Origin of the sequence: Paraburkholderia sp. BR14312 (assembly GCF_040948675.1) — a bacterium.
Classification (GTDB): Bacteria; Pseudomonadota; Gammaproteobacteria; order Burkholderiales; family Burkholderiaceae; genus Paraburkholderia; species Paraburkholderia nodosa_A.
On the sequence record NZ_JBFPKI010000003.1, the window covers coordinates 250,470 to 263,963 of the forward strand.

A 13,494-nucleotide genomic window follows, 5' to 3' on the forward strand; every position below is an offset into this window, starting at 1 on the left:
GGGCGGTTGCGCGAGCTGCGCGCCTCCCGGCAAGGTCCGCCTGCCCTGCCCATCAAGAATGATCTTCGAACGTTCCCTGCAGCGCGAACTCGCGTACACGGCCGGCGCCGTGTTCATGGTTCTGCTCACGATCATGCTGACGACGATGATGATCCGCATCGTCGGCTTCGCCGCGTCCGGTCAGATCGACCCACGCGACGTGCTGGTGCTGATCGGACTCACCGTGATCGGCTACATGGCCGTCATGCTCATCGTCACGCTGTTCGTGTCGATCCTGTTCGTCCTCACGCGCTGGTACAAGGATTCCGAAATGGTCGTGTGGCTCTCCTCCGGGGTGAGCCTCACGCGCCTGATCAAACCGGTCGCCACCTTTGCCGCGCCGATCATCCTGCTCATCGTGTTCTTCGCGTTCATCGGCTGGCCGTGGTCGAATGCGCAAAGCAAGCTGATTCGCGCGCGCTTCCAGCAGCGCGATGAAGTGTCGCTGCTCGCGCCCGGCCAGTTCCGCGAATCGCCCACCACGCACCGCGTGTTCTTCATCGAGAGCATGAGCCCCGACCAGGGCCGCGTGGAGAACGTGTTCGTCACGAGCACGGAAAACGGCAAGGTGAGCGTCATCGTCTCGAAGACGGGCCACACCGAGACCATGAAGGGCGGCGACCGTTTCGTCGTGCTCGAAAACGGCCGCCGCTACGACGGCGAGCCCGGCCACCCGGACTTTCGCATCAGCGAATTCCAGCGTTACGGCGTGAAGATCACGAGCCAGCCGCTCGTGAACACGCCTTCGGCAAGCACCACGTCCACGCCGGGCCTTTTGCGCCACCCGACCAACGACAACCTGGGCGAACTCGCCTGGCGCGCCGGCCTGCCGCTCATCGCGATCAACCTGATGCTGCTCGGCATTCCGCTTGCCTACCAGAACCCGCGCCGCAGCCGCACGATCAATCTCGTGATGGCGGTGCTGATCTACCTCACCTATTCGAACCTGCTCAACGTCGTGCAGTCGCAGATCGAGCAAGGCAAGATGCCCTTCGGCGTCGGTCTCGTCCTGCTGCACGCCGTGGTGCTCGCGCTCGTCGTGTTCATCTTCTGGATACGCGTGCGCAACCGGCCGCTCTTTACACGTGCGATGTTCCGGCGCGCCTCTCCTGGCAACTGAGAGGGAAACTGACCGATGCGCATCTACGAAAAATACTTCGCTCGCCAGGTCTACCTGACGTTCATCTTCATCCTGTTCGCCTTCTCCGGCCTGTTCTTCTTCTTCGACCTCATCAACGAGCTGAACTCGGTCGGCCACGGCAACTACAAATTCCAGTACGCGGTGCTGCGCGTGGCGCTCCAGGCGCCCTCGCGGCTCTACGAGATCATCCCGGTCGCGGCGCTCATTGCCGCGATCTACGTGTTCGCGCAAATGGCCGCGAACTCCGAATACACGATCTTTCGTGTGTCGGGTCTCGCCACCAACCAGGCGCTGCGCTCGCTGCTCAAGATCGGCGTGCCGCTCGTGCTGCTCACCTACCTGATCGGCGAAGTGGTCGGCCCTTACACCGACCAGCTCTCCGAGCGCGTGCGTCTCGAGGCGTTGGGCTCGGCCGTGTCGAGCAACTTCCAGTCGGGTGTGTGGGTGAAGGACACGCTCTCCGCACGCGCCGACGGCGAACAGGTCACGCGCTTCGTGAACGTCGGCGAACTGCTGCCCGATGCGACCATCACGAACGTGCGCATCTACGAATTCGACTCGCAGTTCCGGCTCTCGAACGTGCGCCTCGCGAAGAGCGGCACGTTCCAGCCGCCGGGCCACTGGCTGCTCAAGGACGTGACCGATACGCAACTGATCGGCGTGCCGCCGCCGCAGAACCAGCCGGTCGACGCGCTCAATCCGGTCTATCGCGCCGAGCAGACTTCGGCGCCCGAATACTCGCTGCGCTCGGAGCTCACGCCGAACATTCTCTCGGTGCTGCTCGTTTCGCCCGACCGCATGTCGATGTTCAACCTGTTCCGCTACATCCAGCATCTGACCGAGAACCATCAGGACGCGCAGCGCTACCAGATCGCGTTCTGGCGCAAGCTGCTCTACCCGTTCGCCGTGTTCGTGATGCTCGTACTCTCGCTGCCGTTCGCGTATCTGCATACGCGCGCCGGCGTGGTGGGCATGAAGGTGTTCGGCGGGATCATGCTCGGCATGAGCTTCCAGCTCGTCAACACGCTGTTCTCGCACGTGGGTACACTGAACACCTGGCCCGCGCCGCTCACGGCGGCGACACCGGGGCTCATCTATCTCGCGGTCGGGCTGATCGGGCTCAAATGGGTCGACCGGCATTGATGCCGGTAGCGTTCAGCCGATAGTTCGGCCGCTAATTCGCACAGGCTCGCAAGCATGGGCACGCACGGCATGATTCTCTTCGGCCACGGCGCGCGCGACGCGCGCTGGCAGGAGCCGTTCCAGCGGCTCGCCGCGAAGCTTTCCGCCACGCGCGGCGATGCGGGTCCGGTCGGCCTCGCCTTTCTCGAACTCATGACGCCGAGCCTGCCGGATGCGATCGCCGGCCAGGTCGCGGCAGGCTGTGACACGATCACGGTCGTGCCCGTGTTCTTTGGTCAGGGCGGCCACGTGCGCCGCGATCTGCCCGCGCTGATCGCGCAATGTCAGAGCGAGCATCCGGATGTGCGCCTGCGTTGTGCCGGCGCCGTCGGCGAGGACGATGCGGTGCTCGATGCGATCGTGCGGTACTGCATCGAAAACGACCGCGACTAGAACCGCTCACGCATAAAAAAACGGGCTCGCTTTTCAGCGAGCCCGTTTTGCTTTGCTGCCCTCTTTCGCGTGGCGCTTAAGCCGCTGCGCGACGGCCTCGATGGTCGTCCTGCGCTTCGTCCTCGCGTTGCGCCTGCCCCGAGCGTTCGGCGAACGCATCGCCGATCATGAGCAGGCTCGGCTGCGCCGGGTCGAGCCAGTCCTGCGCCTCGCCCGCTGCGAGGCCCGCCAGCGTCAGCGTCAGCGTGCGCTCGCGCGCCGTGCTGCAGGCTTCGACGATCGCCACCGGCGTGGCGCCCGCGCGGCCCGCCTCGATCAGCTGGCGCGCGATCTCGGGCGCGCTGTCGCGGCCCATGTAGAACACGAGCGAATCGGCGGTGACCTGCTCGCGAATCTCCTCGCTGCCCGCCGCGCGCGAATACGTGGCAAGCGCCACGCTGCGCGCCACACCGCGCAGGGTGAGCGAGCGTTGCAGCGTCGCCGCGCTCGCCAGCGCCGCCGTAATGCCCGGCACGACTTCGAACGCGATGCCGGCCGCTTCGAGCGCGCGCATTTCCTCGTCGGCACGGCCGAACAGCATCGGATCGCCGCCCTTCAGGCGCACGACCACGGCGTGCTCGCGCGCCGCATCGACGAGTTGCTTGTTGATGAAGTGCTGCGCCGTGGAGCGCTGCCCGCAGCGCTTGCCGACCGCGATGAACTTCGCGCTTGGCGGCGCGTACTCGAGCATGGCCGGCTCGACGAGCGCGTCGTGCAGCACGACGTCGGCGCTCGCGAGCAGGCGTGCGCCGCGCACCGTGATGAGGTCCGCTGCGCCCGGTCCCGCGCCGATCAGATATACCTTGCCCATATGCTTCCAATCCATTGTTGCGGCCGCGCGCGGCCGCAATCTCGCGCAGCGCCTTACGCCGAGAACGCGCGGATCATGCCCGCGGCCACCGTGTGATGCGTCGCTTCGTCGATCAGCACGAATGCGCCGGTGCCAGGATTCGCATCATACAGGTCGCAGACGAGCGGCTTCTGCAGCGAGAGCGCCACGCGGCCGATATCGTTCATCGCGAGTTCGTGGCGGTCGGTCGCGTGCGACAGCGTATGCACGTCGAGCACCTGCTTGACCGCGCCGATCTTCGCGAACACCGTGCTCGTGGTCTGCTTGAGCAGGTACTTGCGCTGCGGCGAGAGCGGCTCGTCGTCGAACCAGCACAGGTCCGCTTCGAGCTTCTTCGCGGGTTGCGCGGCATCGGCCGCCGGCACGAAGGTGTCGCCGCGCGAAACGTCCACGTCTTCCGCGAGACGGATCGTGACGGTCTGGCCCGCGAATGCGCGATCGACCTGCGCCGTGCCGCCCGGCACCGGCGCGATGATTTCGGCCACCGTTGCGCTGCGGCCCGCCGGCAGCACCGAGATGGCGTCGCCGAGCTTCACTTCGCCCGCTTCGACACGGCCCATGTAGCCGCGGAAGTCGTCGGCGCTGGAACCGTCCTGGCGCGCGACCCACTGCACCGGGAAGCGCAGCGCTTCGCCCGTGGCCTGCGCGAGCGGCAGTTGTTCGAGCACGTCGAGGAGCGGCTCGCCCGCGTACCACGGCATACGCTCGCTCGCGGCGACGATGTTGTCGCCCTTGAGCGCCGACACCGGCACGAAACGCACGTCGGTGAGGCCGAGCTGGCGCGCCAGCACGACATAGGCTTCGCGAATCAGATTGAACGTCGCTTCGCTGTAGTCGACGAGATCCATCTTGTTGATCGCGACGATCACGTGCTGCAGGCCCAGCAGCTTGACGATGGCGCTGTGGCGCTTGGTTTGCGGCAGCAGTTGCGTCACACCGTTCTCGACCGTCACGCGCGTCGGGTCGATCAGGATGATCGCGGCGTGCGCCGTCGAAGCGCCCGTGACCATGTTGCGCGTGTACTGCTCGTGGCCCGGCGTGTCGGCGATGATGAACTTGCGCTTGGCCGTGGCGAAATAGCGGTATGCCACGTCGATCGTGATGCCCTGCTCGCGCTCGGCCTCGAGGCCGTCGGTGAGCAGCGACAGGTCGATCTCGTCGCCCACCGTGCGCTTGTTCTTCGCACGCGACAGCGCCGAGAGCTGATCGCTCAGAACAGCCTTGCTGTCGTACAACAGGCGGCCGATCAGCGTGCTCTTGCCGTCGTCCACGCTGCCCGCCGTGATGAAGCGCAGCACGCCGAGGTCTTCAGGTTGATGCGTCGTAACCATGTCTATTCTTTCCTCTGCGTGCTCTTTAGAAATAACCTTGCTTCTTGCGCTGTTCCATCGCGGCTTCCGACGCCTGGTCGTCCATGCGCGTCGCACCGCGTTCCGTGATCTCGGTCACGGCCGTTTCGGCGATGATCTTCTCGACGTTGTCGGCATCGCTCGCCACCGGGCACGTGCAGCTGATGTCGCCCACGGTGCGAAAACGCACCTGCGCCATTTCGCTGACCTCGCCTTCCTTCATCGGCGTGAGCGGCGTGACCGGCACGAGCAGGCCGTTGCGGCGCACGATCTCGCGCTGGTGCGCATAGTAGATCGACGGCAGTTCGAGCTTCTCGCGCTCGATGTATTGCCACACGTCGAGTTCGGTCCAGTTCGAGATGGGGAACACGCGCAGGTGCTCGCCCTTGTGCAGACGCGCGTTGTACAGGCTCCAGAGTTCCGGGCGCTGCGCCTTCGGGTCCCACTGGCCGAATTCGTCGCGGAACGAGAAGATACGCTCCTTCGCGCGGGCCTTCTCTTCGTCGCGGCGCGCACCGCCGATCATCGCCGTGTAGCCATATTCTTCGATGGTTTCCAGCAGCGTGACCGCTTGCGCGGCGTTGCGCGAATCGGTTTCGCGGCGCAGGCGCACGGTGCCCTTCTTGATCGAATCTTCGACGTGACCGACCACGAGTTCCGCGCCGATTTCGGCTGCGCGGCGATCGCGGAAGTCGATCACTTCTTCGTAGTTGTGGCCCGTGTCGATGTGCACGAGCGGGAACGGCAGCGCGGTCTTGCGGTTCGCGCCGAGGCCGAACGCCTTCAATGCGAGCGCCAGCACGACGACCGAGTCCTTGCCGCCCGAGAACAGCAGCGCAGGCTTGCTGCATTCGGCGACGAGTTCACGCAGGATGTGGATCGACTCGGCTTCGAGCCAGTCGAGATGGTCCATGCGGTTCGCCGTGACCTGGAGCGGTGCGTTCACTGCTGAGTCGAGCGTGGTGCTCATGTTCGGATCCTTCCTTTGTTCGCACCCCTTTTGCTGGGCGCGCGGTACTCGGTATTCGACGTTCGCGCCGTCGTTTCGACAGCGCGACAAAATTCAATCTTAGTTCGCCTGGCCGATGGACGACACTTCGACGACCGGAATGGCCGACACGGACGTGATGTGCAAGCCACATTCCTTCGTGTCGCGCGACTCCCACCACCAGCGGCCCGCGCGGCTGTCTTCGCCGGGACGGATCGCACGGGTGCAGGGCTCGCAGCCGATGCTCGGATAGCCGCGGGCGTGCAGCGGGTTCACGGGCACGTCATTGGCGCGCAGGTAGGCCCAGACATCGGCTTCGGTCCAGTCCGCGAGCGGATTGAACTTGTCGATGTTGCGCGCTTCGTCGCGTTCTTCCTCGTGCAGCTCCGCACGCGTGACCGACTGCTCACGGCGCTGGCCCGTGACCCAGGCGGAAATGCCCGACAGCGCACGGTTCAGCGGTTCGACCTTGCGGATTTCGCAGCAGCGCTTGCGCAGATCGACGCTCTCGTAGAACGCATTCAGGCCGTGCTGGGCGACGTATTCGTCGACGGCATCCTGTTGCGGATGAAACTGCTCGATCTCGTAGCCGTAGCGCTCGCGCACCACGTCGATCATGCCGAGCGTTTCGGCGTGCAGGCGGCCCGTGTTCAGCGAGAAGACGCCGATTTTCACGCCGCGCGAAAGAATCGCGTGCGTGAGCAGCATGTCTTCGGCTGCGAGGCTGCTGGCCAGCTTCACGTCGGCGTGACGCGCCGCAATCGAATCGAGCAGCGCGTCGAGGCGCCCGATCTTCGCCTGCAGCTCAGCCGTGATTTCGTTCGCGACGGTGCTCATGCTGCCGAACCTTGGCGCGCTTGTTGGGCCAGACGGCGGCGGAACAGCGGCGACGGTTCGTCGAAGGCGCCCTGGTATTGCACCGTGAACTCGGTGAACGCCTTGAGCGCGTCGTGGATGTCCTTGTCGGCGCGCACGGCGAACGCATCGAAGCCGCAGCGCTCGTGAAAGCGCAGCTGGTCGCGCAGCACGTCGCCAATCGCGCGCAGCTCGCCCTGGTAGCCATAGCGCTCGCGCAGCAGACGGCCGATCGAGAACCCGCGGCCATCGCGGAACACGGGGAAGTCCACGCCGATCAGCGCGAGCTTGTCGAAGTCGGCGGCGATATCGGCCGGTTCGCTGTCCGGCGCGAGCCACACGCCGAGTTCGTCCCTGCCGCGCGAAGCGACCAGTGCATCGCGCTGCGCTTGCCAGTAAGCGAGCGGCACCAGCACCTTGCCCGCGGGCAGCGCGGCAACCTCGGGCAATGCGCCGTCTTCGGCCGCACGCACGACTTGCCAGTTGTCTTCAACGATCTCGCGTTTTTTGATGATCAATGCCATTGCTCGAATCTCGTAGTCTCGTTGCGTGCTTCAGTTGCGTCCATTAAGCGTGGGCCGGCTGGCGCGATGCGTACACGCGCTCCTTGAACGGCGCGATGCCGATGCGGTCGTACGTATCGATGAAACGCTCGTCGTCGATGCGATGCTCGACGAACGTGTCGATCACCTTCTGCACCACGTCGGGCATCTCTTCCGCCGAGAACGACGGGCCGATCACGCGGCCAAGGCGCGCGCCGTTGGCGCCGTTGCCCTGCTCGCCGCCGAGCGTGACCTGATACCACTCCGAACCATCCTTGTCGACACCCAGCACGCCGATGTTGCCGACGTGGTGGTGACCGCATGCGTTGATGCAGCCCGAGATGTTCAGCGACAGGTCGCCCAGGTCGTAGACGAAGTCGAGGTTGTCGAAGCGCTCCTGGATCGCCAGCGCGATGGGAATCGACTTCGCATTGGCGAGCGAGCAGAAGTCGCCGCCCGGGCACGCGATGATGTCGGTCAAGAGGCCGATGTTCGCGGTCGCGAAACCTTGCGCCTTGGCCTTTTCCCACAGCGCGAACAGATCGCGCTTCTTGACGTCGGCGAGGATCAGGTTCTGCTCGTGCGAAACGCGGATCTGGCCGAACGAGTATTCATCGGCCCAGTCGGCCACGGCTTCCATCTGCACGTCGGTGGCGTCGCCCGGCGCGATGTTGCGCGGCTTGAGCGAGAGCGTGACCGACGCGTAGCCCGGCACGCGGTGCGGGCGCACGTTGCGCTCGACCCAGCGCGAGAAGGCGCGATTTTCCAGCAGATGCTTCTCGTACGACGTATCCGTGTCGGCGATCTTTTCATACGCCGGCGGCACGAAATACTGCGAGACGCGATCGAGTTCTTCCTGCGTGAGGGTCGAAGGGCCGTCCTTGAGGTGCTGCCACTCTTCTTCGACCTGCTCGGCGAACTTCGCCGGCGAGAGCGCCTTCACGAGGATCTTGATGCGCGCCTTGTACATGTTGTCGCGGCGGCCATAGCGGTTGTACACGCGCAGGACGGCTTCGCAGTAGGTCAGCAGGTGCTGCCACGGCAGGTCGCGCTTGATGATGCTGCCGACGATCGGCGTGCGGCCAAGACCGCCGCCCGCCAGGATGCTCGCGACGATTTCGCCCTGCTCGTTACGGTCGAGGTAGACGCCCAGATCGTGAATCTGCACGGCGGCGCGGTCTTCCTTCGAGCCCGACACGGCGATCTTGAACTTGCGCGGCAGCCACGCGAATTCGGGGTGGAACGTCGACCATTGGCGCAGGATTTCGGCCCACGGGCGCGGATCGACGATCTCGTCGGGGGCGACGCCCGCGAACTGGTCGGCGGTGATGTTGCGGATGCAGTTGCCCGACGTCTGGATGCCGTGCATCTGCACCGACGCCAGCTTGCGCAGGATTTCCGGCGTTTCTTCGAGCTTGATCCAGTTGTACTGGATGTTCGAACGCGTCGAGAAGTGGCCGTAGCCGCGGTCGTGCTCGCGCGCGATCGTGCCGAGCATGCGGAGCTGGTCGCTGCGCAGATTGCCGTACGGAATCGCGATGCGGTGCATGTAGGCGTGGCGCTGGTAGTACAGGCCGTTTTGCAGGCGCAGCGGACGGAACTCTTCTTCGCTCAATTCGCCTGACAGACGGCGGCGGACCTGGTCGCTGTATTGCGCGACGCGTTCGTCGACGATGGTCTGGTCGTACTGATCGTATTGGTACATTCGGGGACCCCAGGGTTGGTTCAATCGCGGCGTTCCGGTTACGCCGCGCTCCGACTTCTCGACTTCGCTCTTTCCACTCTGTCCTGCCTCTGGCGAGGCGGCCGCGCCTTCGATCGCGCCGGTCATTTGCTAATGACCAAAACAGATATCCATATTGGAAAAGTTGGAGGAATGGTAATAAACTCGCCTTATATTTCAAACGACTCAAAAATCAGGTCGATATGCAAACAGGTTATAAGGATTATTTATGAACCTGCACCAGTTCCGCTTCGTCCGCGAGGCCGTACGCCAGAACTTCAACCTCACGGAAGCGGCCAAGGCACTGTATACAAGCCAGCCGGGCGTCTCGAAGGCGATCATCGAGCTGGAGGACGAGCTTGGGGTCGAAATCTTTACGCGCCACGGCAAGCGCGTGCGCTCGCTCACGGAACCGGGCCGGATCATCCTCGCCTCGGTGGAGCGCATTCTGCAGGAAGTGGAGAGTCTCAAGCGCGTGGGCAAGGACTACGCGGCGCAGGACCAGGGCAACCTCACCATCGCCGCCACGCACACGCAGGCGCGCTACTCGCTGCCTGCCGCCATCGCCGAATTCAAGCGGCGCTTTCCGAAGGTGCACCTGTCGATCCTGCAAGGCAGCCCGACCCAGGTCGCGGAAATGGTGCTCCATGACCAGGCGGATCTGTGCATCGCGACCGAGGCCATCTCCGGCTACAAGGAACTGGTGTCGCTGCCCTGCTTCACGTGGCATCACGTGGCGGTGATGCTGCCCGACCACCCGCTGCTCGAGCGCAAGCCGCTTTCGCTCGACGATCTGGCCCAATATCCGCTGATCACCTACGACAATGCGTTCGCCGGGCGTACCAAGATCAACGACGCGTTCCGCCTGCGTGCGCTCTCGCCCGACATCGTGCTGGAAGCCATCGACGCCGACGTGATCAAGACCTACGTGGAACTGGGCCTTGGCGTCGGGATCATGGCCGACATCGCCTTCAACGCCGAACGCGACCGACATCTGCGCGCGGTGCCCGTGGGACACCTGTTCGGCAGCAACGTCACGCGCGTCGCGCTCAAGCAGGGCGCTTACCTGCGCAGCTATGTGTATACGCTCGTCGAACTGCTGTCGCCGAGCCTGAATCGCAAGCTCATAGAGCAGGCGCTCAAGGGCGAGCACGAGACTTACGAGTTGTAAGCCGCTGCGCGAGCGGCGGAAGAAAAATCAGACAAAATCCGCATTACAACAACATCACTTCTCGCCTGGAGACTCAACGGATGAAGCTGTACCCGCTTTTGCGCCCGCTCGCCGCGGCTTGCGCCCTTGCCGCCGCCACTTTCGCTCCGGCTGCCCACGCCGACATCAAGGTCGGCATCGACCTCTCGAGCACGGGACCCGCTGCCGCCATCGGCATCACGAGCAAGAACGCCATGCTGATGTGGCCCGACACGATCGCGGGCCAGAAGGCCGACTACATCGTGCTCGACGACGGCTCGGACCCGGGCGCGGCCGTACGCAACATCCACAAGCTCATCAACGAAGATCACGTGGACGTGATCGTCGGGCCGAATATCACGCCGGCGGCGCTCGCGGCGCTCGACCCGGTGGCGGAAAGCAAGACGCCGATGATCACGCTGGTCGGCTCGGGCTCGGTGGTCGAGCCGCAGCAGGGCGCGCGCGTGTGGGCCTTCAAGATGGCGCAGACCGATGCCGCCATGGCCGACGTCATGACGCGCTACATGGCGGCGCATGGCGTGAAAAGCGTGGGCTTCATCGGTTTCGCGGACAGCTACGGCGACAGCTGGCTCAACGAATTCACGAAGTACGCGAAGGAACGCAACATCCAGATCGTGGCGACCGAGCGCTACAACCGTACCGACGCCAGCGTGACCGGCCAGATTCTCAAGCTGATGGCGGCCAGGCCGGACGCCATGCTGATCGCAGGCGCAGGCACGCCGACCGTGCTGCCGCAACGCACGCTGATCGAGCGCGGCTACAAGGGGCCGATCTACCAGACGCATGGCATCGCCACGCCTGAATTCATCAAGCTGGGCGGCAAAGACGTGGAAGGCACCCTGTTCCCGACCCAGCCCGTCGTGGTGGCGCGCACACTGCCGGCCGACCAGCCGGCGCAAAAGGCAGCGCTCGCCTTCGTCGACGCCTACGAGGCAAAGTACGGCCCGGGCACGGTCACGCAATTCGCAGGCGACGCGGCAGGCGTGTACCCGCGCCTGCAAGACGCGGTCGCGCGCGCCCTCAAGACCGCTCAGCCGGGCACCGAAGCGTTCCGTGTGGCGTTGCGCGGCGAGCTGGAGCACGCGCACGAAGTGGTCGTGCCCAACGGCATGGTGAACACGAGCCCGACAGACCACGTGGGCCTCGACCAGCGCGCGAGCGTGATGGGCACGGTCCGCGGGGGCAAGTTCGTGTATCTGGGGCAATAAGCGCTATGAGCGGCGGCGCCCTGCCGCCGCTCAGTCGATTGCGTCAGGCCAGCGGCGCGCGCCGTGCAGGACGCGCTATATCGTGATCGCCTCGTTCTCGTACCGGTAAGCGAGAACGAACGGCGTTGATTCGACCACCAGTTCGCGTGTGCTGCTCACGCGGCCAACCCGGCCCAGGTTGGGGAAAAGCCGCAGACGTCGAACGGATGCCGAAATCCGCTCGTCCCACGCAATCGCTCTGCGCGGGTTGCTCGACACAGTGAAGTTGAACAGCGCTTCGCGGTCAGCCAGCGCGAGCGGTGACCAGCAAACCTTCAACTCTTCGCCTTGCGGTTGCGTGCAGGCTCCGGCTGGCCGGCCACGGCCGCGCGCCGCTTCGCGAAGTGCGCCTCCACCTCTTCATCTGCCACAGTCGGCCGCGGGTCCTTCAGCGCTTCGCGTACTTTCGCCCGGAACCACGCGTCATGCGCCACCGGATCGACAGCGAAATCGAATGGCAAGGCGCCCTCGTTCGCGATACGCGTGAGCAGAATGCGCACGGCGTCCGATACCGTGAGCCCCATGTTGTCGAGCACTTCAGCTGCGCGCTGCTTGAGCGCGTGATCGATGCGAACCTGTACCAATGCATTTGCGTTCATCGACTCGCTCCCTGGTTTGGTCATTGCCCTTGTCGCCGACCCTGTTGCCGATTTCGTCGAATACGCAGTGTAATGCAGGTGAATGACGTTGGGCATGCTTCGCCTTTGAAGTGGGTTAAACATGCCGCAAGTTTCACTGCCAGGCCCTACGCGCTCAATTCATCCGAATGGCCAGTCGCGGCCGCACGATGCTGCGCCAGGCGCCGCCCGCCGCGCTACTCGCCAACACGGCCTCGATGAAGCGCAGTCCCTCCACGCCGTCGTCGACCGTCGTCAATAGCCGGCTTGCGCTCGGCGCCGGCTCGCCGGCCTCGCGCGCCATGATCTGCGCGGCGGCGTCGCGATAGAGCTGCGCGAACGCCTCCAGATAGCCTTCCGGATGCCCCGGCGGCACGCGCGTCGCGTGCCGTGCGGCGGCCCCCGTCACGCGGCCGCGCGTGAGCCGCTGCGCCTCGCCGCCCTGCGGCGTGAACCACAGCAGGTTGGGCTCCTCCTGATCGAACGCGAGGCTTGCCTTCGTGCCATATACGCGCAGCCGCAACGCGTTCTCCGCGCCGCTCGCCACCTGGCTCGCCCACAGCATGCCACGCGCGCCGTTGGCGTAGCGCAGCATGGCCTGCACGTGATCGTCCACGCGGCGGCCCGGCACGAAGGTGTGCACTTCGGCCGCAAGCGCTTCCGGCACGAGCGCACTCACGAAGGCCGCCAGCTGATAGGCATGCGTGCCGATGTCACCCAGACACCCCGCCGGCCCCGCGAGCGCGGGATCCGTGCGCCACACCGCCTGACGGTTCGCACCACCGCGCTCGGCCGGATCGGCGAGCCAGTCCTGCGCGTACTCGACCTGCACGATGCGCACCTCGCCAATCTCGCCCGCCTCGACCATCTCGCGCGCATGCCGCACGAGCGGATAGCCCGAATAGGTATGCGTGAGCGCGAACACGAGATTCGCGTCGCGCGCGTGTTGGGCCAGCGCTTCGCCCTCGGCGAGCGAGACCGCGAGCGGCTTGTCGCATATCACGTGTATGCCTGCCTCCATGAATGCATGCGCCACCGGCGCGTGCAAATGGTTAGGCGTGACGATGGCCACCGCGTCGATGCCATCCTCGCGCGCGCCCTCCACGCCCGCCATCTCGCGCCAGTCGGCGTAGCTGCGCGCGAGGCCGAGCGCGTCGGCGCTCGACTGTGCGCGCGCCGCATCGGACGAGAGTGCGCCCGCGAGGAGTTCGAAAGTGTCGTCGAGACGCGCGGCGATGCGATGCACGGCGCCGATGAACGCCCCCTCGCCGCCGCCGACCATCCCGAGCCTGAGTCTTCGATTCATTGCCTGTCTCCTG

At 65.2% G+C, this 13,494-nt stretch carries 14 protein-coding genes; 5 read left to right on the plus strand and 9 right to left on the minus strand.

Annotated elements, in window-relative coordinates:
• The first annotated feature begins 58 nt into the window (after positions 1-58).
• Genes lptF through AB3X98_RS10450 form a run of 3 tightly spaced genes read left to right on the plus strand, consistent with a single transcriptional unit; the run spans position 59 to position 2,755 of the window.
• On the plus strand, positions 59-1,159 hold the full coding sequence (gene lptF, locus AB3X98_RS10440) for an LPS export ABC transporter permease LptF (RefSeq protein WP_069265460.1): 1,101 nt from the start codon (positions 59-61) through the stop codon (positions 1,157-1,159).
• Positions 1,160-1,174: 15 nt separating this feature from the next.
• Positions 1,175-2,323, plus strand: coding sequence for an LPS export ABC transporter permease LptG (gene lptG, locus AB3X98_RS10445; protein ID WP_069265461.1), 1,149 nt, complete (start codon positions 1,175-1,177; stop codon positions 2,321-2,323).
• Between the two features lie 54 nt (positions 2,324-2,377).
• Positions 2,378-2,755 carry a CbiX/SirB N-terminal domain-containing protein gene (locus tag AB3X98_RS10450; RefSeq protein WP_342947861.1) on the plus strand — a complete coding sequence of 126 codons (378 nt, stop codon included), beginning with the start codon at positions 2,378-2,380 and terminating at the stop codon, positions 2,753-2,755.
• A 76-nt stretch (positions 2,756-2,831) separates the two neighbouring features.
• Here AB3X98_RS10450 and cobA read toward each other — a convergent pair whose 3' ends face one another.
• The 6 genes from cobA to AB3X98_RS10480 all read right to left on the minus strand — a co-directional run bounded on the left by cobA (position 2,832) and on the right by AB3X98_RS10480 (position 9,083).
• Positions 2,832-3,605: a uroporphyrinogen-III C-methyltransferase gene (cobA, locus tag AB3X98_RS10455; RefSeq protein WP_368603823.1), complete on the minus strand. Its 774-nt coding sequence runs from the start codon at positions 3,603-3,605 to the stop codon at positions 2,832-2,834.
• 53 nt (positions 3,606-3,658) lie between these two features.
• Positions 3,659-4,975 (minus strand): sulfate adenylyltransferase subunit 1, encoded by a 1,317-nt coding sequence (locus tag AB3X98_RS10460; protein WP_368603824.1) that lies wholly within the window; start codon positions 4,973-4,975, stop codon positions 3,659-3,661.
• 25 nt (positions 4,976-5,000) lie between these two features.
• On the minus strand, positions 5,001-5,963 hold the full coding sequence (cysD, locus tag AB3X98_RS10465; RefSeq protein ID WP_133181812.1) for a sulfate adenylyltransferase subunit CysD: 963 nt from the start codon (positions 5,961-5,963) through the stop codon (positions 5,001-5,003).
• A 99-nt stretch (positions 5,964-6,062) separates the two neighbouring features.
• Positions 6,063-6,818: a phosphoadenylyl-sulfate reductase gene (locus AB3X98_RS10470; RefSeq protein ID WP_368603825.1), complete on the minus strand. Its 756-nt coding sequence runs from the start codon at positions 6,816-6,818 to the stop codon at positions 6,063-6,065.
• Positions 6,815-7,360, minus strand: a complete 546-nt coding sequence (locus AB3X98_RS10475; protein ID WP_368603826.1) for a DUF934 domain-containing protein — start codon at positions 7,358-7,360, stop codon at positions 6,815-6,817. The genes AB3X98_RS10470 and AB3X98_RS10475 overlap by 4 nt, the downstream gene beginning before the upstream one ends.
• A 43-nt stretch (positions 7,361-7,403) precedes the next feature.
• Entirely contained in the window at positions 7,404-9,083 is a 1,680-nt protein-coding gene (locus tag AB3X98_RS10480; protein WP_368603827.1) for a nitrite/sulfite reductase, read from the minus strand.
• A 247-nt stretch (positions 9,084-9,330) separates the two neighbouring features.
• Between AB3X98_RS10480 and AB3X98_RS10485 the strand changes: the two genes are divergently transcribed.
• Entirely contained in the window at positions 9,331-10,272 is a 942-nt protein-coding gene (locus AB3X98_RS10485) for a CysB family HTH-type transcriptional regulator (RefSeq protein ID WP_028210583.1), read from the plus strand.
• Between the two features lie 80 nt (positions 10,273-10,352).
• Complete coding sequence (locus AB3X98_RS10490; protein ID WP_368603828.1) at positions 10,353-11,519, plus strand: ABC transporter substrate-binding protein; 1,167 nt, start codon at positions 10,353-10,355, stop codon at positions 11,517-11,519.
• 75 nt (positions 11,520-11,594) lie between these two features.
• Here AB3X98_RS10490 and AB3X98_RS10495 read toward each other — a convergent pair whose 3' ends face one another.
• The 3 genes from AB3X98_RS10495 to AB3X98_RS10505 all read right to left on the minus strand — a co-directional run bounded on the left by AB3X98_RS10495 (position 11,595) and on the right by AB3X98_RS10505 (position 13,481).
• Positions 11,595-11,837, minus strand: coding sequence for a type II toxin-antitoxin system RelE/ParE family toxin (locus AB3X98_RS10495; protein ID WP_368603829.1), 243 nt, complete (start codon positions 11,835-11,837; stop codon positions 11,595-11,597).
• Complete coding sequence (locus tag AB3X98_RS10500) at positions 11,834-12,157, minus strand: type II toxin-antitoxin system RelB/DinJ family antitoxin (protein WP_133181800.1); 324 nt, start codon at positions 12,155-12,157, stop codon at positions 11,834-11,836. Before AB3X98_RS10500 ends, AB3X98_RS10495 begins: the two co-directional genes overlap by 4 nt.
• Before the next feature lie 154 nt (positions 12,158-12,311).
• The gene (locus tag AB3X98_RS10505) at positions 12,312-13,481 is read right to left on the minus strand and encodes a Gfo/Idh/MocA family protein (RefSeq protein WP_368603830.1); all 1,170 of its coding nucleotides are present in this window, start codon (positions 13,479-13,481) and stop codon (positions 12,312-12,314) included.
• Positions 13,482-13,494: the final 13 nt, after the last annotated feature.